Origin of the sequence: Saccharothrix luteola (genome assembly GCF_020859565.1) — a bacterium.
Lineage (GTDB): Bacteria > Actinomycetota > Actinomycetes > Mycobacteriales > Pseudonocardiaceae > Actinosynnema > Actinosynnema luteola.
In genome coordinates this window covers 202,442-220,945 of sequence record NZ_JAJHUO010000010.1, presented here as the reverse complement: position 1 = coordinate 220,945, position 18,504 = coordinate 202,442, and the positions used below count along the sequence as shown (strand labels likewise).

The 18,504-nt window shown below is 72.0% G+C and carries 19 protein-coding genes; 11 read left to right on the top strand and 8 right to left on the bottom strand.

Going from position 1 to position 18,504, the window contains the following annotated elements; genetic code table 11:
* Positions 1-96: 96 nt before the first annotated feature.
* Positions 97-843 (top strand): acyltransferase, encoded by a 747-nt coding sequence (locus LNK82_RS16295; RefSeq protein ID WP_230567825.1) that lies wholly within the window; start codon positions 97-99, stop codon positions 841-843.
* Here LNK82_RS16295 and LNK82_RS16290 read toward each other — a convergent pair.
* Complete coding sequence (locus LNK82_RS16290; RefSeq protein WP_230567824.1) at positions 840-1,265, bottom strand: winged helix-turn-helix transcriptional regulator; 426 nt, start codon at positions 1,263-1,265, stop codon at positions 840-842. The genes LNK82_RS16295 and LNK82_RS16290 overlap by 4 nt on opposite strands.
* A 48-nt stretch (positions 1,266-1,313) precedes the next feature.
* On the opposite strand from LNK82_RS16290, the gene LNK82_RS16285 reads away from it, so the two are divergent.
* Complete coding sequence (locus LNK82_RS16285; protein ID WP_230567823.1) at positions 1,314-2,261, top strand: NADP-dependent oxidoreductase; 948 nt, start codon at positions 1,314-1,316, stop codon at positions 2,259-2,261.
* Here LNK82_RS16285 and LNK82_RS16280 read toward each other — a convergent pair.
* The gene (locus LNK82_RS16280) at positions 2,242-2,820 is read right to left on the bottom strand and encodes a TetR/AcrR family transcriptional regulator (RefSeq protein ID WP_230567822.1); all 579 of its coding nucleotides are present in this window, start codon (positions 2,818-2,820) and stop codon (positions 2,242-2,244) included. The genes LNK82_RS16285 and LNK82_RS16280 overlap by 20 nt on opposite strands.
* 103 nt (positions 2,821-2,923) lie before the next feature.
* Here LNK82_RS16280 and LNK82_RS16275 point away from each other — a divergent pair, with 103 nt between their 5' ends.
* Complete coding sequence (locus LNK82_RS16275; RefSeq protein WP_230567821.1) at positions 2,924-3,826, top strand: SDR family NAD(P)-dependent oxidoreductase; 903 nt, start codon at positions 2,924-2,926, stop codon at positions 3,824-3,826.
* 47 nt (positions 3,827-3,873) lie between these two features.
* Positions 3,874-7,323, top strand: a complete 3,450-nt coding sequence (locus LNK82_RS16270; protein WP_230567820.1) for an NACHT domain-containing protein — start codon at positions 3,874-3,876, stop codon at positions 7,321-7,323.
* Here LNK82_RS16270 and LNK82_RS16265 read toward each other — a convergent pair.
* Positions 7,320-8,570, bottom strand: coding sequence for a glycosyltransferase family 4 protein (locus tag LNK82_RS16265; protein ID WP_230567819.1), 1,251 nt, complete (start codon positions 8,568-8,570; stop codon positions 7,320-7,322). The genes LNK82_RS16270 and LNK82_RS16265 overlap by 4 nt on opposite strands.
* A 63-nt stretch (positions 8,571-8,633) precedes the next feature.
* Between LNK82_RS16265 and LNK82_RS16260 the strand changes: the two genes are divergently transcribed.
* Positions 8,634-8,864: a hypothetical protein gene (locus LNK82_RS16260; protein ID WP_230567818.1), complete on the top strand. Its 231-nt coding sequence runs from the start codon at positions 8,634-8,636 to the stop codon at positions 8,862-8,864.
* Here the strand turns inward: LNK82_RS16260 and LNK82_RS16255 are convergent.
* Both LNK82_RS16255 and LNK82_RS16250 read right to left on the bottom strand, forming a co-directional pair.
* Entirely contained in the window at positions 8,857-10,329 is a 1,473-nt protein-coding gene (locus tag LNK82_RS16255; protein WP_230567817.1) for a 1,4-alpha-glucan branching protein domain-containing protein, read from the bottom strand. The two genes, LNK82_RS16260 and LNK82_RS16255, sit on opposite strands and share 8 nt — an antisense overlap.
* Positions 10,326-11,072 (bottom strand): class I SAM-dependent methyltransferase, encoded by a 747-nt coding sequence (locus tag LNK82_RS16250; protein ID WP_230567816.1) that lies wholly within the window; start codon positions 11,070-11,072, stop codon positions 10,326-10,328. The genes LNK82_RS16255 and LNK82_RS16250 overlap by 4 nt, the downstream gene beginning before the upstream one ends.
* 314 nt (positions 11,073-11,386) lie before the next feature.
* On the opposite strand from LNK82_RS16250, the gene LNK82_RS16245 reads away from it, so the two are divergent.
* Positions 11,387-12,535: a coiled-coil domain-containing protein gene (locus LNK82_RS16245; protein ID WP_230567815.1), complete on the top strand. Its 1,149-nt coding sequence runs from the start codon at positions 11,387-11,389 to the stop codon at positions 12,533-12,535.
* 43 nt (positions 12,536-12,578) lie between these two features.
* Positions 12,579-13,196 carry a hypothetical protein gene (locus LNK82_RS16240; RefSeq protein WP_230567814.1) on the top strand — a complete coding sequence of 206 codons (618 nt, stop codon included), beginning with the start codon at positions 12,579-12,581 and terminating at the stop codon, positions 13,194-13,196.
* Positions 13,197-13,221: 25 nt separating this feature from the next.
* Here LNK82_RS16240 and LNK82_RS16235 read toward each other — a convergent pair whose 3' ends face one another.
* Positions 13,222-13,365, bottom strand: a complete 144-nt coding sequence (locus LNK82_RS16235; protein ID WP_197289936.1) for a hypothetical protein — start codon at positions 13,363-13,365, stop codon at positions 13,222-13,224.
* A gap of 58 nt (positions 13,366-13,423) precedes the next feature.
* Positions 13,424-14,266, bottom strand: a complete 843-nt coding sequence (locus LNK82_RS16230) for a DegV family protein (RefSeq protein ID WP_230567813.1) — start codon at positions 14,264-14,266, stop codon at positions 13,424-13,426.
* 279 nt (positions 14,267-14,545) lie between these two features.
* Between LNK82_RS16230 and LNK82_RS16225 the strand changes: the two genes are divergently transcribed.
* From LNK82_RS16225 to LNK82_RS16210, 4 genes are all read left to right on the top strand, one after another.
* Positions 14,546-15,328: an electron transfer flavoprotein subunit beta/FixA family protein gene (locus LNK82_RS16225; RefSeq protein WP_230567812.1), complete on the top strand. Its 783-nt coding sequence runs from the start codon at positions 14,546-14,548 to the stop codon at positions 15,326-15,328.
* Between the two features lie 14 nt (positions 15,329-15,342).
* Positions 15,343-16,302, top strand: coding sequence for an electron transfer flavoprotein subunit alpha/FixB family protein (locus tag LNK82_RS16220; protein ID WP_230567811.1), 960 nt, complete (start codon positions 15,343-15,345; stop codon positions 16,300-16,302).
* A gap of 158 nt (positions 16,303-16,460) precedes the next feature.
* Positions 16,461-17,231: a GNAT family N-acetyltransferase gene (locus LNK82_RS16215; protein ID WP_230567810.1), complete on the top strand. Its 771-nt coding sequence runs from the start codon at positions 16,461-16,463 to the stop codon at positions 17,229-17,231.
* Complete coding sequence (locus tag LNK82_RS16210; RefSeq protein ID WP_230567809.1) at positions 17,228-18,094, top strand: lysophospholipid acyltransferase family protein; 867 nt, start codon at positions 17,228-17,230, stop codon at positions 18,092-18,094. Before LNK82_RS16215 ends, LNK82_RS16210 begins: the two co-directional genes overlap by 4 nt.
* Positions 18,095-18,143: 49 nt before the next feature.
* On the opposite strand, the gene LNK82_RS16205 is transcribed toward LNK82_RS16210, so the two are convergent.
* Entirely contained in the window at positions 18,144-18,476 is a 333-nt protein-coding gene (locus LNK82_RS16205; RefSeq protein ID WP_230567808.1) for a hypothetical protein, read from the bottom strand.
* Between the last annotated feature and the right edge of the window lie 28 nt (positions 18,477-18,504).

Below are 18,504 nucleotides of genomic sequence, written 5' to 3'. Positions count from 1 at the left end.
CGCCCGCGCTGCGGCGCGGGGGGGGGTCCTGGTGCGGGTCGGTGGGCCGGCGGAGCCGCCGTCCGCGGAGCAGCGGCAATTCAATACAGTGCGCTCGTGACGAGCATGTGGGGTGCCCCGGTGTGGACGAGGTGGCGCCGGTCGCGCCGCGATCCGGCGCAGGCCAGGTTCCTCACCCTGGCGTCGCTGCGCTGGGTCCTGCGGCACCGCGCGTACACGCCCTGGTACCTGGTGCGGTACTGGCGGCTGCTGAAGTTCCGGATCGCGAACCCGCACGTGGTGCTGCGCGGCATGGTGTTCCTGGGCAAGAAGGTCGACCTGCACTGCCGCCCCGGCTACGGCCGGCTGGAGATCGGGCGCTGGGTGCACATCGGCGACGGCAACGCCATCCGCTGCCACGAGGGTTCGCTGCGGATCGGCGACAAGGCCGTGTTCGGCAAGGACAACACGGTCAACTGCTACCTGGACGTGGAGATCGGCGCGGCCACGCTGATCGCCGACTGGGTCTACATCTGCGACTTCGACCACGTCACGGCGGACATCACGCTGCCGATCAAGGACCAGGGCATCGTGAAGTCGCCGGTGCGCATCGGGCCGGACTGCTGGCTCGGCACGAAGGTCACCGTCACGCGCGGCACGCGGATCGGGCGCGGCTGCGTGATCGGCGCGCACGCCGTGGTGCGCGGCGACGTGCCGGACTTCAAGATCGCCGTCGGCATCCCGGCGAAGGTCGTCAAGGACCGCCGCGCGGACTACGAGGCCGACGCCGTGCGCCGCGCCGCCGTCGCCGACATGGCCCGCAAGGCGCAGGAAGCCCTCGAACAGTCGCGCAACGGCTCCTAGACGGGCTGGAGCTCCTCGCCCGCCTTGCGGTCGTACTCCTCCTGCGCGGCGCGGATGTCGTCGATGTGGGTCTCCGACCACACCCTGATCGCGTCCATCAGGCCGCCCACGTTGTCACCCAGCGGCGTGAGGCTGTACTCGACGCGCGGTGGCACGCTCGGGTAGACGGCGCGGTGCACGAGCCCCGCCCGTTCCAGGTCCCGCAGGGTCTGGGTGAGCATCTTCTGGGTGATGCCGTCGAGGCGCCGCCGGAGCTCGCCGAAGCGCAGGGTGCCGGGGCGCAAGCCTCCGATCACCAGGCACACCCACTTGTTGGTGAGCAGGTCGAGCACGGCACGTGACGCGCACGTGCGGAGGTAGGCGTCCGCGCCGCCGTGAGCGCGCAAGTCAGGGGTGGTATACACGAGGTACCTAATTACCATTCAGGTGCCTACTTCACAAGAGGTACCACCGAAGATGATCCTTTGACCATGACGAACGAGATGCGAGCGGTGATGGTCGAGGCCTTCGGCGGGCCCGAGGTCATGGAGGTGCGGACGGTCGCGCGGCCCGAGCCGGCGCGGGACGAGATCGTGGTCGAGGTGCGCGCGGCCGGCGTGAACCCGTTCGACTGGAACGTGCGGCGCAACGGCTACTGGTTCACCACGCCGTGGGTGCCCGGCTGGGACGTCTCCGGCGTGGTGGTGGACGTGCCGGCGGGGGAGAACCGGTTCCGGGTCGGCGACGAGGTGTTCGGCATGCCACACCTGCCGCGCCAGGCCGGCGCCTACGCCGAGTACGTCGCCGCGCCCGCGCGCCACTTCGCCCGCAAGCCCGCCAACCTCGACCACGTGCACGCGGCGGCCCTGCCGCTGGGCGCGCTCACCGCGTGGCAGGCCCTCACCGAGGCCGCCGACGTCAAGCCGGGTGACCGGGTGCTGGTCCACGCCGCCGCGGGCGGTGTCGGGCACCTCGCCGTGCAGCTCGCGAAGTCGCTCGGGGCGTGGGTGATCGGCACCGCGAGCGCCGGCAAGCACGACCTGCTGCGCGAGCTGGGCGTGGACGAGCCGGTGGACTACACGACGCGGGACTTCGGCGAGCTCCGGGACGTCGACGTGGTGCTCGACCTGATCGGCGGCGACTACGAGCGGCGGTCGATGGGCGTGCTCAAGCCCGGCGGGCTGTACATCGGCCTGCCGGACCCGACCCGGCTGCCCGCCCTCCGCGTCATGGCGGACGAGCTCGGCGTGCGCGCGGCGGTCGTGTCCGTGGTGCCGGACCACGCCGTGCTGGAGCACGTGGTCGGGCTGGTGGAGCGCGGTGAGCTGAGGGTGGTCGTCGCCGAGACGTTCCCGCTGGAGGACGTCGCCAAGGCGCACGAGGTCGGCGAGGCGAACCGGACCACCGGCAAGCTCGTGCTCACCGTCTCAGACCGCTGACGACCAGGTCGACCGTGCCGACGAGGAAGTCGTCGGCGACCGGGCGGCCGGTCACCAGCAGGTGGAAGTAGGGCGGCCCGAGCACCGCCTCGATCACCTGCTCGGCGTCGACGGGCGCGATCTCGCCGCGTGCGACGGCGCGGTGGACCACCTCGGCGTCCACGGCGAGGCGCTCGGCCCAGAACGCGCGGCCCGCGGCGGCCAGGGTGTCGTCGTGCGGCGAGAGCGCGATGGACGCCCGGACCATCGCCTGCACCTCCGCCGTGGTCAGGTTCGCGATCGCGGCCCGGACCAGCGCGAGCAGGTCCTCGCGCAGGTCGCCGGTGTCCGGGATGGGCACCCGGGCGGTCGCGCGGGCGCGGATCGCGTCGAGCAGCAACGCCTCCCGCGTGCCCCAGCGCCGGTAGAGGGTCGTCTTGTTCACGCCCGCGCGCCGGGCCACGCCTTCCAGGCTCAGGTTGTGGTAGCCGGCCGACGCCAGCTCGGCGAGGCCGGCTTCCAGCACCGCGGCGCGGACCTGCGCGCTGCGGCCACCGGGGCGACGGCGTGGCTCGGACACGGCGAGGACCTTAACGCAACCCGTAGTTGCGCGAACGGTGATCCGTCTAGAGACTAAAAGCAACACCACGTTGCTTTTAAGGGTTCGGAGGGGGATCGTTGTGATGAGCGGGGACCACAGCAGGCGTGCCGTGCTCGGCGGGTTGCTCGGCGCGGGGGTGGTCGCGGCGGCGCCCGGCCTGGCCGCCGCCGAGGAGCGGGGCGCACGGGGCCGTTACGCGGGCAAGGTCGTGCAGATCACCGGGGCGACGTCGGGCATCGGCGCGGCCACGGCGCGCGCGTTCGCGGCGGCGGGGGCGAAGGTGGCGTTCTGCGGCAGGCGGACCGCGTTGGGGCAGGAGGTGGAGCGGTCCATCCGGGCGGCCGGCGGCGACGCGACCTACATCGCCGCCGACGTGCGGGTGCCGTCGTCCGTGCGGCAGTTCGTGGACGGCGCGGTGCGGCGGTACGGGCGGGTCGACATCGCGTTCAACAACGCGGGCGTGCAGGTCAACGCCGACCTGGCCGACGTCACCGTCGAGCAGTGGGACGACGTGATGAACACCAACGCGCGCGGCGTGTTCCTGGCGATGAAGCACCAGGTGCCGCACATGCGGGCGGGCGGGGGCGGGCACATCATCGTCAACTCGTCGATCGGCGCGATCGTCGGCAGGCCGGGTCTGTCCACGTACCAGGCGTCCAAGCAGGCCGTGCGGGCGCTGGTGCAGTCGGCGGCGCTGGAGTACGGCGTGGACGGCATCCGGGTCAACGCGATCATGCCGGGCATCACCGACACCCCGATGATCCGGCCGGCGGGGCTGGACGACGCGACGTGGAACCGGGCCAAGGTCGCGCTGGGGCAGCTCAACGTGGACGGCCTGAAGCGGATCGCGTCACCGGACGACATCGCCCGCGCCGTGCTCGCCCTGGCGTCGGACGACCTGGGGTACCTGACCGGCGCCGCCGTCCCGGTGGACGGCGGCATCGTCGCGGGCCGCCGGATGCTCCTGCCGGAGCTGCCTTCGTGAACCCCTAGGATCGGCGCAAACCCGCCCTCCTGCCTCGTGGAGCGCCCGTGTCACGACCCGACTTGTTCACGTACACGGGCGCTCTGCGCGTGCTGGGGAAGTACGAACGGCCGTGGTTGGACAAGGTCGACCTGGCGTTGGGCGGCGCGATCCTCGCCGGTGGCGCGCTCGGCGGCGCGGCCGTGCTCGGGCTGGTCGACCCGAAGAACGAAGCCATGTCGTCGTTGCGGAAGGTGCTCGACGGCACAGCCGCGAAGCTGACGGGCTTATCCGGCGTGCACCGCCAGGAACTCGTGTCCGCCGCGCACACCGTGATCGCGGTGAACTCGGTGTTCGACGCGTTCCGCGACCTGGTCGGTCCTGGGTTCGACCGGCTCGAGATCACCGATCGCGAGAAGTTCCGGGCGCTCGGCGTCGAGCCGACCGGGAAGAACGAGGCGGCTGCCCTGCCCGCGTTGGCGGACCTGGACGTCCCGGCTCCCAACGCCACGCGCGGCTTCCAGCAGAACCTCGACGGCCCGCTCACGCACTTCTTCGCGACCACGGCCGAGGCGGTGGCGGACTTCCTGGCAGGGCTGTCGGTGGTGATCGGATCGGACGTGCACCGGGTGGCGGCTCGGGGGAGCCGCGAGAAGTACGTGCACCACTACCTCGGGTTGGCGTCGGCGGTCCCGGAGTTCGAGGTCTGGACGTTCATCGGCGAGCACTCGGCCACGCGCGCCGCCGTCGAGGAGGGCAATGCGCGGCTGGCGCGAGCCCTGGCCGCCCAGACGGAGTCCCTGGAGCGGTTCGCCCGGCTGCTGGCGCGGTCCACGCCGGCCACGCCCCGGCCGGACCGGTCGTACCGGGGGAAGTTGGAGAAGGCGGCGCTGGCCACGCTGTCCAAGCCCTTGCTCCGGACCAACCCGGACAACCAGCCCGTCAACGCGCGGTTCCCGTCCGTCGAGCGGGGTTTCGTCGCGCCCCGGTACCGGGTGACGGTGCACGACGGGAAGGCCGTGCCGTCGTCCGAGGAGTGGTGGGCCTCGCACACGGCGGTCGAGGAGGACATCGACGCGTTCCTCGCGGCGCACCTGTCCAGCCCGACGAGCACCGACCGGCCGCTGCTGGTCCTGGGTCACCCGGGCGCGGGCAAGTCGCTGCTGATGGAGGTGCTGGCGGCCCGGTTGCCCGCCTCCGGCTACACCGTGGTCACCGTCCCGCTGCGCAAGGTCGACGCGGACGACGGCGTCCGCGGGCAGATCGAGACCGCGTTGAGCGACGTGCTCGCGGAGCAGGTCGACTGGGGCAGGCTCGCCGACGAGTGCGGCGACAGCATCCGGGTCGTGCTGCTCGACGGGTTCGACGAGCTCGTGCAGGCGAGCGGGGTGACGCAGTCCAACTACCTCCGGCAGGTGGCCGACTTCCAGGAGCGCGAAGCGGAGATCGGGCGGCCGGTGGCGGTCGTCATCACGTCGCGGACCCTCGTGGTGGACCGGGCCCGCATCCCCGACGGCGTGCCGATCGTGAAGCTGGAGGAGTTCGACAACGCCCGGGTGGGGAAGTGGCTGGACGCGTGGAACCAGGCGAACACCGCCACCCCGGACTTCCGGCCGCTCGCACCGGACGAGCTGCTCCGTCACGGCCGCCTGGCCAGGCAGCCGCTGATCCTGCTGATGCTGGCCATCTACGCGGCCGACGCGGAGAGCAGGCGACTGGACGACGAAGACCTCTCCCAGGCCGAGCTGTACGGGCGGCTGATCGACTCCTTCGTGCTGCGGCAGGCCCGCGACAAGGGCCGCGTGCGGCCGTCCGAGGCGCAGGTCGCCAAGCGGGTCAAGCAGAGCAAGTGGCAGTTGGGCATCGCGGCGCTGGCCATGTTCAACCGCGGTCGGCAGTACGTGGAGAAGGCGGAGCTGGAACGCGACCTCACGCCGTTCACCCCGGCGCCGGAGGTGGTGCAGCGCAGCACTTTCGACGACCCCCTCGGGCTCGCCGACCGCACCGTCGGCGACTTCTTCTTCATCCACACGGCGCAGCTCAACGAGCGGGACGGCACGTCCGCGGGCCGGCGGACCTACGAGTTCCTGCACGCCACGTTCGGCGAGTACCTGATCGCCGAGGTGACCCTGAACCTGCTCCGCACCATCGTCGCGGACCGGGAGCGGAGGGAATCACGGCCGTTCGACGACTTCGAGCTGCTGGACGACGCCCTGCTGTACGCGCTCGTCTCGCACCAGGCGTTCACCAAGAGGCGACCGATCCTGGACTTCGCCTCCGGCCTGTTCCGGGCCCTCGACGAGCCCACCCGCGCCGGCGTCCTCGCCGTGCTGGACGAGCTGATCCGATCGGTGCACCAGCGGGTGAAGAACGACCAGCACCCGGCCTACGACCCGTCCGGCGCGACGCTGGTGTCGAGGGTGGCGGCCTACTCGGCGAACCTGATCTGCCTCCGCGTCCTCCTGGCCGGCTCGCCCGTGCCGCTGGGCGACCTGTTCCCGAGCCTGGACGACTGGCGGTCCACGGTTCACCTGTGGCGTTCCGGGCTGGACGCGGAGGGGTGGAAGAGCCTGCTGCCGTTGCTCACGTTGGACGGAGATCACCTCGTCGCCGGGGTGGACATGTCCTACGGGTTCAAGGTGCGTGAAGCCCAGCTCCTGGGTGATGCCCACCTCGAAGGCATGGTCCGCACGGGGGAGATGTTCGTCGGCCCGGACGTGACTTCGTCCGCGGCCGAGCAGGCTTTGTTGTCGAAGCTCGCCGACTGGATCGCCATGAACACCGGGATGGCGGGCTTCCCGATCACCCTGCCCTTCGACCTGCGTGCGCTGGAGAAGATCCTCGACGACCTCGACGCCGGTGTGCCGCTGAACGAGAAGACGCGCAACGTGTTCCTCTTCGAGGTCTCGCGGGAGTCGTGGCGACTGTCCGCGGACGTCGTGCGCCGGGTGGTCGAGCACATCACTTCCGGGGAAGACGGGCAGTTCGAGGTCATGCCGTCCGAGGTGTGTTCGGTGGTCTGTGCTCACCCGCACCTGCTGGACGACGTCGCGGGCTTGGCCGACCGCATTGTCGAGGGGTTCGCCGGTGACCCGGCCGACAGCCTGTCCGGCCTCGTGATCGCGTGGCGCGCGGACGAGGCTGCGGGTGGTGGTCGGCCGGGTCTGCGCAGGCTCCTCAGGCAGCTCGACGCCATTGCCCGGCGAATCGACCACGGGAAGTGGAGCACCAGCTACTTCCCCGTGGAGTTCTTCGAGTACCTGTGCTCGCCGGCCGCGGCGGAGTGGGTGTTCGACGAACAGCTCCTCATGGTGTTGGAGCGGTCGTCAGACGACGCGTTGAGCCGGGTCGATCCGCGGCACTTCCGGGCGGTGATCGGGGAGTTCGAGCAAGGGCCGGCTCCCGAGAGGCGCGTCCTCTACTACGTGCGCGGATTCCTCGCCGCGCACAAGGTCGAAGGACGCTTCGCGGATCTTCCCGAGGCCTTGGCCGCACTCGACCGCCTGGCGGAGGACTAGAGGAACACGTTGCCGGTCGGGATCTTGGGACGGCCGAGCGGCGAGTGGTCGCGGACGGTCGTCGAGCGGTAGACCGCAGCCGTGTCCTCGGCGATCTTCGACCAGTCGAAGTCGGTGGCCAGGCGGGACTTCGCGGCGCGGGCACGGCGGACGGCGGCGGGGCGGTCGTCCAGCACGGACCGGACCGCGCCGGCCAGGGCCTCGGTGTCGCTCGGCGCGAACGACAGACCCGTCACGCCGTCCAGGACCACTTCACCAAGGCCGCCGGCGGTGGACGCGACGAGGGGCGTGCCGGCCGCCGCAGCTTCCAGCGCCACGATGCCGAACGGCTCGTACTTGCTCGGCAGCACGACCGCGTCCGCCGCCGCCAGCGCCGCCGCCAGCGCCCGGTCCGACAGGTGGCCGACGAAGTCCACCGCCCGTCGCACCTTGTGCTTGCGCGCCTGCTCCACGAGCCAGTCGCGGTGCGTGCCGGTGCCGGCCACGACCAACCGGGTGCCCGGGTGGATGCGGCGGATCCGGGGCAGGGCGGCGATCAGGTCCTGCACGCCCTTCTCCCACTCCAACCGCCCGAAGAACAGGAGCAACGGCGCGCCCGACGGGCTGTGCGCGGCACGCGCGGCGGCCACGTCGGACGCCCGGACCCGCCACCGGCGCGGCTCGATGCCGTTGTGCAGCACCGTCACGGACGACGGCTCGACCTCGAACAGGTGCGCCACCTCCGCCCGCATCGCCGACGAGCACGTGATCAGCGCGTCCGCACGGTTCGCCAGCCACCACTCGACCGAGTGGACCTGCTGGTTCAACGTCTGCGACAGCCACCCGCTGTGCCGACCGGCCTCGGTCGCGTGCACGGTCGCCACCAGCGGCGCGCCGCACTGCTCGGCCAGCGCGATCGCGGGGTGCGTGACCAGCCAGTCGTGCGCGTGCACGACGTCCGGCCGCCAGTCGCGCAGCAACGCCGACCCGGCTCGCGTCATCGCGTGGCCCATGGCCAGCGTCCACGCCACCAGGTCCCGCTCGAACACCAGGTGCGTCGGGTCCTCGGCCACCCGGATCAGCCGCACGCCGTCGACCGCGGTGTCGGACGTCGGATGAGTGACCGCGTCCGTCCCCGAGGGCTGCCGGCACAGCACGACCACGTCGTGCCCCTGCGCCGCCAGGTGCCCGGCCAGCGCGTGCACGTGCCGGCCCAAACCGCCGACGACGACCGGCGGGTACTCCCAGGACAACATCAGCACGCGCATGGGCCATCCTCGCATCTCTGCACCGCTACCCTGGGAAGCTCTGGAGAAATCGGGGGTACGGTCATGCAGCCTTGGGTCTGGGCGGTCCTGTTCTGCGCCGTGGTGCTGGCGATCGGGTTCGTGGTCGACCGGAGGGCCCGGGCCAAGCGCGCCGGCCTCGAACGACCCGCCGACACGAAGGGCCGCTCGAAGGCGGACCCGGTCGTGCAGGCCCGGATCGACAACCCGGGTTCGGCGGGCGTCGCGCTCCGCCAGCACGGCAACGACCTCTCGGGCGGCGGGGGCGTCAACTAGCCAGCCCCCGCGCGTCGAGGTGGCCGAACGGACCGTCGACCAGGCGCAGTTCGGCCGCCCGCTCACGCCCGCGTCCCGCCCGCCGCAGCGCGACGAGCTCGTTGAACCGGTCCGCGTGCACCTTGGCCCGGTACCGGGCGTAGTCGGCGGCCGAGTCCTTGGTGACCATGAACGCCCAGTCGCTGGACAACGCCAGCAACGCCTCCCGCACGGCCTGGTCGGCGACCGGGTCGCGCGCCGCGCCGGACAGGTCGAGCGCGAGCAGCTCCCGCTGCACCTCCGCGTTGCCGTGCACGATGTCGCCGACCTGGGGCCCGTTCCACACCTGCCAGTCCTTGCCCGAGCCCCACGACGACGGCGGCACGTCGACCGGCGCGCCGACGTGCCCGGCCTCGACCGCCCCGCGCAACGTCGTGACGCGCACCCCGGCCTCGGGCAGCCGCCGCAGCACCGCTTCCAACCACGCCGGGCCCTCGTGCCACCAGTGCCCGTACAGCTCGGTGTCGTACGCGGCGACCACCAGGGGCGGCTCGCCGTGCTGCTCCTTCAACGCGCGCAGCCGCCGCACCACCGTGTCCACGAAGTCCGCCGCGTGCCGCCGGACCGCCTCCGCCGCCAGGTCCGGGTCGTAGGGCCGCTTGTCGGCCGGCTCGACCTTCTTGCCCGTCACCCGCGACGGCTTGAGCCCGCTGGGGTGGTCGTAGGTGTGGAAGTCCCGGTACGCCGGGTCGCCCGGGTAGCCGACCTTGGGCGACCACACCCGGTACGAGACCTCCAGGTCACGCCCGAAGGCCACCACGTCCGACGTGCCGACCGGACGGCCCGCGGCGGTGTCGCCGCGCAGCGCCGGGCCGTCCACCAGGAACCGCCGCACGCCCGCACGCGCGTAGTCGTGCTCCATGCCCGGCGCGTAAGCGCACTCCGGCGCCCAGATGCCCTCGGGCGTCGAGCCGATCCGGTGCGCGGTGTCGGCCAACCCGGTGCGCAACGAGAACGCCCGCAGCCGCGGGTCGAGCAGCGGCTGGAACGGGTGCGCGGCCGGTCCGCCGAGGAGCTCGACGGTGCGCGAGTCCACAAGGGACCGCAGGATCGGTGAGAAACCGTGCCGCCACCGCGTTTCGAAGCGGTCCAGCGCCCACGCCGACGCGCGGTGCTCGCGTGCCGCCAGGTCGGGCAGCCGGGACGACGCGCTGTGCGCGCGCAGCTGCCAGTTGCCCAGCCAGTCGTGCAGGCCCCGCAGGCTGTACGGGTCGTCGAGCTGCGCGGCCAGGACCGGCGTGACGCCCAGCGTGAGCACGTCCTCGCGGCCCTCGGCGGCGAACCGCTCCAGCAGGTCCACCACGGGCAGGTACGAGTGCGCCCACGCCTGGTACAGCCACTCCTCGCCGACCGGCCAGGCGCCGTGGTGCGCCAGCCACGGCAGGTGGCTGTGCAGGACCAGGCAGAACGTCCCCTCGCGCGTCACGGGCGCACCGCCACGGCGACCAGGTCCAGGCTCGCGTCCAGGTCGTCGGTCGTGATCTCGAAGTCCTCGCTGCGCACGGACGCCACGGCGGCCAGCAGGTCGTCGGGCCACGTGCCGCCGTCCACCACCACGGCCACCTGCGCGTCGATGATCGAACCGCCGAACCGCTCGTCCAGCGCGCGCAACGCCGGACCGTGCCGCAGCCCGGCCAGCAGCTCGACCCGCAGGCCCGCGCCGACCAGCAGTTCGTGCAGCTCGGCCGGCGCCAGCTCGCGGGTGTGGAAGGGGTTCAGCGGGGTGTCGCGGCCGGGGGAGAAGGTGATCCGGTTCGGTGTCGTGACCAGCAGCCTGCCGCCGGGCCGCAGCACCCGCGCGCACTCCGCCAGGAAGCCCTCCTGGTCCCACAGGTGCTCGATGACCTGGAGGTTCGCCACCACGTCCACGCTCTCGTCGCGCAGGGGCAGCGACGCCAGGTTGCCCCGCAGCACCGCCAGTTCCGGGTACGCCCGGTGCGCGTGCGCCGCGGTCAGCCGGTCGTAGTCGAGCGCGACGACCCGCGCGGCGTGCCCGGCGATCAGCGCGGCGCCGTAGCCCTCGCCGCAGCCCGCCTCCAGCACGACCGCGCCGACGCAGTGCCGGACCAGGTCCAGGTACGCCGCCTCGTGGCGCCTGAACCAGTAGTTCTCCTCGGCGATCCCGGGCACGGTGCGCTCACCGGTGAGGGGCAGCGGCTCGACGGTCACCCGGCCAGCGTAGTTGCCCGTTACTCGCGGGTAGGCATCGCCTGTCCGTAAGAGCGTCACTGTTTCGTGTGAACTTTTCGCCGGTTCATGGCGGATTTATGTTGCTGTGCGCATTCACAATACGCCGGTTGATTACCGTGGAATGACTCCATTGGGTGACCTGAACCAAATTCCCGGTGATCTTCCCTGATGGTGTTTCGCCTGCAAGAACGGTGCTTGGACCGTGTCGCACCAGGGTAGTCGTGGGTGGTCATGTGCCGGTTGGGTGCCTTACGCTCGTACCCTCGGCCAATCTTCGAACGAGCGGGGCCGCCATGGGTGCGAAAGAGTCGGACATCGTTCCGCTGCACGCGGGTTTCGACGTGGTCTACCGGGGTTTTCACCGCCGACAGGTGATCGAACACCTGGAGAACCTGGACGAGCAGCTCAAGTACACGACCCTCGACCGGGCCGAGGCCCTGGCCCAGGCCGCCGACCTGCGCAAGCTGCTGGAGATGACCAGGGGCGACCTCGACGCGGCCCGGGCCCGCATCGAACGGCTGGAGATGTCGCCCAACACGACCTCCGGCGCGTCCGAGCGCCTGCACCGGATGCTGACGCTCGCCGAGGACGAGGCGAACGACCTGCGGGTGCGCGCCGAGCGTGACACGGAGGCGTTGCGCGAGCGCACCGAGGCCGAGTTGGCCGACCTGCGGCGCCAGGTCGACGAGGAGTGCACCGCCCGACGGGCCGAGGTCGAAGCGCACGCGCGCGACCGGCGCGAGGCGGCCGACCTGCGTGCCGCCGACCTGGACCAGCGCGAGGTCGACCTGGAACGTCGTCAGGCCGAGGTCGAGGCGCACCTCAGGGCTCGCGCGGAGGAGGTGGAGGCCGAGTGCGCCGCCGCGCTGGCCAAGGCGGAGCAGGACGCGGAGCAGTTGCTGCGGGAGGCCGCTGAGCGGTGTGCGCAGCTGGAGGCCGAGTCCGATGCCAAGCGCGCCAAGGCCCAGAACTTCTTCGAGCTGACCATGAACCGGCGGCGCAACGAGGCCCAGCAGCACTTCGCCGAGCAGGAGGAGCTGGCGAAGGCGCGGGCGGCGTTCCTGATCAAGCTCGCGGCCCGCGAGGCGAACCGGCGGATCGAGGAGATCCAGCGGCAGTCCGACGACTTGCGCGAACTGCGCCACCTGGTGGCCGCACAGCTGGCGTCGGCGCGCGTGGCGCTGGACGAGGCGGCCGACCGCGTGCCCAACCTGATCCCGGAGCAGACGACCGTCGAGCAGGCGAGCGCGGGGGAGACCGCTGTGGGCCAGTCGGGTGTCAGCCAGTCGAGTGCGGGCCAGGCTGGTGCGGGCCAAGCGGGAGACGGGGCCGCGGGCGACGGGCTCGCTGAACCGGTCGAACCGATCGCCGCCGAGACGATCAGCGCCGGGAAGTCGAAGGGCGAGCAGGCGGACACCGACGGCCAGCGGGTCGGTGCTTGATGGCGGCAGCGCCGGCGGCCGGCCGGTCGAGTGAGGATGCGTGATGTCCGGGGTGGCGTTCGTGTTCGGGTTGTGCGCCTTGTCGTTCGCGGCGGGCTGCGTGCTGACGGCGGTCATGCTCCGCCGCGAACAACCGCCCGAACCGACGCCGCAACCGGCGCCCGCCGCGCCGATGCCCCGGTTCGAACCGCACTTCCCGCCGGAGGACTACGCGACGAAGCCCATCCACCGCAACCCGGTGATGGGCATCCCGACCGCACTGCCCGAGCCGGACCGCCCGACCCCGCGCCCGAACCTGGTCGCCGTCCCGGATCCGGTGTCGCGCAACGGGAAACCCGCGCGCCAGGACGAAGTGCGGCGGATGCACGTGGTCCGCGCCGAGCCCGAGCCGGCAGGGCGGGTCGTCGGCATCGCGACCCTGGCGGGACCAGCGGAGCCCGCCTTGGCGGCGATCGAGTCGACCGAGCCGAGCGCCGGAATCACCGACCCGGACAAAGCCGCCGACCTCGACGAGGTCGATGAGGTCGACGAGCCAGGCGGGACCGTGGAACCAGGCCCGGAACCGGCTGCTGGACCCGAGGTCATCCAGGTGGTGGCCGGGCCCGAGCCCGGTGGGCCCCGCCGCGCGTTCGAAGCGGCCCGCCCGGAAGTCAACCGGTAGCGGGCCGCTGAACGTCGGCGCTCGGTCAGCGCTTGCGGAGCTTGCGGAGCAGTTGTTGGGCCTTGGCCTTGTTGCGGGGGTCGCGTGCCACGTGCTTGACCTGCTCGGTGACCCGGCGGCCCTGCGGACTGCGGGCGAACGCGGCGAGTTTGCTGAACAGAGATGCCATGTCCACCTCCTTCCCTGTCCGCTCAACGCTCAAACCCCGCACCGAGTTCCCAACCGGGCTAAACCGGCGAAACGGTCACGCCCACCGCGCCCGGCCCGACGTGCGCGCCGATCGCCGAGCTGACCTGGGTCACCAGGAACCGCCGCACGTTCGGCAGCTTGGCGCGCAACTGGTCGAGCACGGTCCGGGCGCGGTCGGCCGCGTCGAAGTGCTCGACCGCGATGTCGACCTCCGCCCCGCCCGCCCGCTTGGCCGCGATGTCGATCAGCTTGCGGATGGCCCGCTCCGCGCCGAGCACCTTGTCCAGCGGCGTGATCTGCCCGTCGGAGACGGTCAGCAGCGGTTTCATCGACAGCGCCGAGCCGAGCAGTGCGGTGGCCTTGCCGATCCGCCCACCGCGCTGCAGGTACTCCAACGTGTCCACGTAGATCAGCTCGGTGCTGCGCCGGACGCTGTGCTGCGCGGCGGACAGCACGCGGTTCGCGTCACCACCGGCGGCGGCCGCGGTCGCGGCGGCGACCACGGCGTACCCGAGGCTCATGCCGCACGTCTGCGTGTCGACCACGTGCACCGGCACCTGCACCTGGGCGGCTGCCTGCCGGGCCGCCTCCACGGTCTTCGACAGACCGGTCGACACGTGCAGCGACACGATCGCCTCGGCGCCGGAGGCCGCCGCGTCGGCGTAGGTCCAGAAGAACGCGCCGGGGTCCGGTGGCGCGGTGGTCACGTCGAGCTGCCCGCGCAGGGCGTCCACGAGCTTCGGCACGGGCACGCGGACCTCGTCGTCCACCCAGTCCCCGATGCGCACCTGGATCTGCGCGACGGTCACGCCGAGCTTCTCGGTCAACTGCGGCGGCAGGCAGGCGGTGGAGTCGGTGACAATCGCTACTCGCCGTGGCATGCGCTCGAACCTAGCCGAGTAGGGGGAGGGTCTGTAACGCCGTCGTGCGGACTGGCGACAATGTCCGAATGGCCCGGTGAGCGCCAGTGAGCATCATCACCCGCAGCGGGTGCTTGCTGCTGTTTGCACCTCTGCTACCGGTGGGTAACATCCAGGTGGCAGACACCACCATGCCAATGCGGCGATGACATGGCAGGGTCACGAACAATCCGGCGACCGCAGGCAACTACCGTCGCCCACCCACGTCGCCGCCCGTCCGCAGGAGGTCGAAGAGGACCCATGAACATTGTCGTCCTGGTCAAGCAGGTGCCCGACACCTGGTCCGAGCGCAAGCTCGCCGACGCCGACCACACCCTCGACCGCGAGTCCGCGGACGCCGTGCTCGACGAGATCAACGAGCGCGCCGTGGAAGAGGCGCTGCTGCTCCAGGAGGCGCACGGCGGCGAGGTGACCGTCGTCGCGATGGGTCCCGACCGCGCGACCGACGCGATCCGCAAGGCGCTCTCCATGGGTGCGGACAAGGCCGTGCACGTCTCCGACGAGGCCCTGCACGGTTCCGACGCGCTCACCACCGCCAAGGTGCTGGCCAAGGCCATCGGCACGATCGAGGGCTTCGACCTGGTCATCGCGGGCAACGAGGCCACCGACGGCCGCGCGGGCGCGGTGCCCGCCATGCTGGCGGAGCTGCTGGGCGTGCCGCAGGTGACGCAGGTGCGCAAGCTCACGGTCGAAGGCGGCACGGTCAAGGCCGAGCGGGAGACCGACGAGGGCGTCTCGCACCTCGAAGCGAGCCTGCCCGCCGTGGTCAGCGTGAACGAGAAGATCAACGAGCCGCGGTACCCGTCGTTCAAGGGCATCATGGCGGCGAAGAAGAAGCCGGTCAGCAAGCTCACGGTCGCCGACCTGGGGCTCGACGCGGGCGAGGTCGGCCTCGGCGCCGCCTGGTCGCAGGTGCTGGAGTCGGCCCCGAAGCCGCCGCGCGGCGCCGGGCAGCGTGTCGAGGACTCGGGTGACGGCGGTTCGAAGATCGCCGCGTACCTGGTCGACCAGAAGCTCATCTGAAGGCGAGGAATCCAATGTCTGAGGTACTCGTCCTCGTCGACCACGTCGACGGCGAGGTCAAGAAGGTCACCTATGAGCTTCTATCCGCCGCGCGCCGTCTCGGCGAGCCGGCCGCGGTGGTGGTCGGATCGCCCGGGACGGCGGGCAAGGTGAGGGAGTCGCTGGGCCGCTACGGCGCGGTGAAGGTGTACGCGGTGGAGTCCGACGACGCCGTGAACCACCTGGTCACGCCGAAGGTGGACGCGCTCGCCGCGATCGCCGCCACCGCGTCGCCCGCCGCCGTGCTGGTGTCGGCGACGTTGGAGGGCAAGGAGGTCGCGGGCCGGCTGGCCGTGCGCCTGGACTCCGGTCTGCTCTACGACGCCGTCGACCTCGACGGCGAGGGCGTCGCCACGCAGTCGATCTTCGGTGGCGCGTACGTGGTGAAGTCCAAGGTCACCAAGGGCGTGCCGGTCATCGCCGTGCGCCCGGGCGGCGTCGAGGCGTCGGAGTCGCCCGCGGACGCGGTCGAGCAGGCCGTCGAGGCGCCCGCCGCGAACCCGGCGCTGGTCACCAGGGTGACCGGGCGCGAGCCGGTCGCCGGTGGCGACCGCCCCGAGCTGACCGAGGCGTCGGTCGTCGTGTCCGGTGGTCGTGGCGTGGGCAGCGCGGAGAGCTTCGAGGTCGTGGAGAAGCTGGCCGACAGCCTCGGCGCGGCGGTCGGCGCGTCCCGGGCCGCGGTGGACTCCGGCTACTACCCGCACCAGTTCCAGGTCGGCCAGACCGGCAAGACGGTCTCGCCGCAGCTGTACATCGCGCTGGGCATCTCCGGCGCGATCCAGCACCGGGCGGGCATGCAGACGTCCAAGACCATCGTCGCCGTCAACAAGGACGCAGAGGCGCCGATCTTCGAGATCGCCGACTTCGGCGTGGTCGGCGACCTGTTCGCGGTCGCGCCCCAGCTGACCGACGAGGTCGGCAAGCGCAAGGGCTGACCTGCGGGTTCGTTCGCGGTTCCGATCGAGGGCCGCTCCGCTTCGCGCGGGGCGGCCCTCGTGCTGCCCGCGGCCTCACCGTGCCTTAACCGACCTGCCACTGAGGCGTCATCGGAACGACCTGCTCCCGGTCGCCAACCGGTCGGTAGACCAGACCCATGACGCAGCCGCAACTGCTTGTCAGCACCGGTGACGCCGCTTCCGACGCGCCGCGCTACTCCCTGTTGGTCGCGCGTGACAGCGACGAGGTCGTGGCCGCGCAGCGGCTGCGGCACCAGGTGTTCGCCTCCGAGATGGGCGCCGTGCTGCACAGCTCCGTGCCGGGGCACGACGTCGACTACTTCGACCAGTTCTGCGACCACCTCGTGGTGCGCGACGACCGGACCGGCGACATCGTCGGCACGTACCGGATGCTGCCGCCCGAGCGCGCCGCCGAGGCGGGCCGGCTGTACTCCGACGGCGAGTTCGACCTCTCCGCCCTCGACGCCCTGCGGCCCTCGCTCGTGGAGACCGGCCGGTCGTGCGTGCACCCCGATCACCGCAACGGGGCCGTGGTGTCGCTGGTGTGGGCTGGCATCGCCCGGTACATGCTGCTGTCCGGGCACTCGTGGCTGATCGGCTGCGCTTCCGTGCCGCTGCACGACGGTGGTTCGTTCGCGGCGGGCGTGTGGGACGTCGTGCGGGCGAAGCACCACGCGCCCGAGGAGTACCGGGTCGAGCCGCTGACGCCGTGGGACGTCGACGCCGCGGCGCGGCCGGACCGGACCGTGCTGCCGCCGTTGCTGAAGGGCTACCTGCGGCTGGGCGCGTGGGTGTGCGGGCGGCCCGCGCTGGACGCCGACTTCGGCGTGGCCGACCTGCCCGTGCTGCTCGGGATGGACCGGGTCGACCAGCGCTACCTGAAGTTCTTCCTCGGGGAGACGGCGTGAGCAAGCACGCGTGGATGCCCGTGTCGCCGTGCGGCGACGGGTGCGTGGACCACTCGACGGCCTCCGTGGGCGCGGTGCGGGTGGCGTGGCGGGTGCTGGCGGCGTCGGCCGTGATGCTGTCCGGGCTGGTCGTGGTGCTCGTCGTCCTGTGCGTGCGCGGGCAGGCGCGGTCGGCGTTGTTGCGGCGCTGGTTCCGGGCCCTGCTGGGTGCGTTCGGCGTGCGGCTGCGGGTCGTCGGGCCGGTGTTCCAGGAGAACCCGGGACGTGGCGTGCTGGTGGTGTCCAACCACGTGTCGTGGCTGGACGAGCTGGCGATCGACGCGGTGCAGCCCATCCGGATGGTGGCCAAGCGGGACATCCGGGACTGGCCGGTGCTCGGCAGGCTGATCACCGCGGCCCGCACGGTGTACCTGGACCGGGAGCGGTTGTCGCTGCTGCCGGGGACGGTGGCCGAGCTGGCGGCGGCGCTGCGGGACGGTGCGGCGGTCGGCATCCACGCGGAGGGCACGACGTGGTGCGGCGTGGCGTCCGGGCGCTACCGGCCGGCGCTGTTCCAGGCCGCGCTGGACGCCGGTGTGCCCGTGCGGCCGGTGGTGCTGCGGTACTCGCAGGACTCGAAGACGTCCACCCGGCCCGCGTTCGTGGGTTCCGACACGTTGGTCGACTCGATGCGGCGGGTGCTGCGCTCGCGCGGGCTGGTGGTGGAGGTGCACGTGCTGGACGAGGTCGCGCCCGGTCGTGCGGCGACGCGCCGTGAGCTGGCGGCGCTCGTGCAGCAGGAGGCCGAACGGGTGGCCTACGGGACGGTCGAGGTGCCCTCGCCGCGCCGGCACGCCACCGCGACGACCGCTCAGGCCGCCTGACGGGTCCGGGGGGGGGGGGGGGCCCCCCCCCCCCCCGGCTCAGGGGACCTCAGCAGGCCTTCACCGCCACGGAGTGGACCCGGCCGGAGATGTTGTAGATGGTGACCTTGCCCCAGCCGCCGCTCTTGGTCACGTCGTAGGTGTAGCCCGACTCCACCCGCTGGCTGCGCTTCGCGCCGGCCGCGACGTTCGACTGCTGCACGACGAGCGTGCCCGCCTTCGAACCGCTGGCGTAGATGATCGAGTACAGCTTCGGGCCGGAGCAGTTGTTGGTCCAGCTGATGTAGCCGTAGCTCGCGGCGGACGCCGGGCCCGCCGTGACGGCGAGGCCGCCGAGGGCCAGGCCCAGGGACGCGAGCAGGACGGTCAAGCGTTGGCGCACGGGTTCTCCTTCGGGCACGAATGGATCA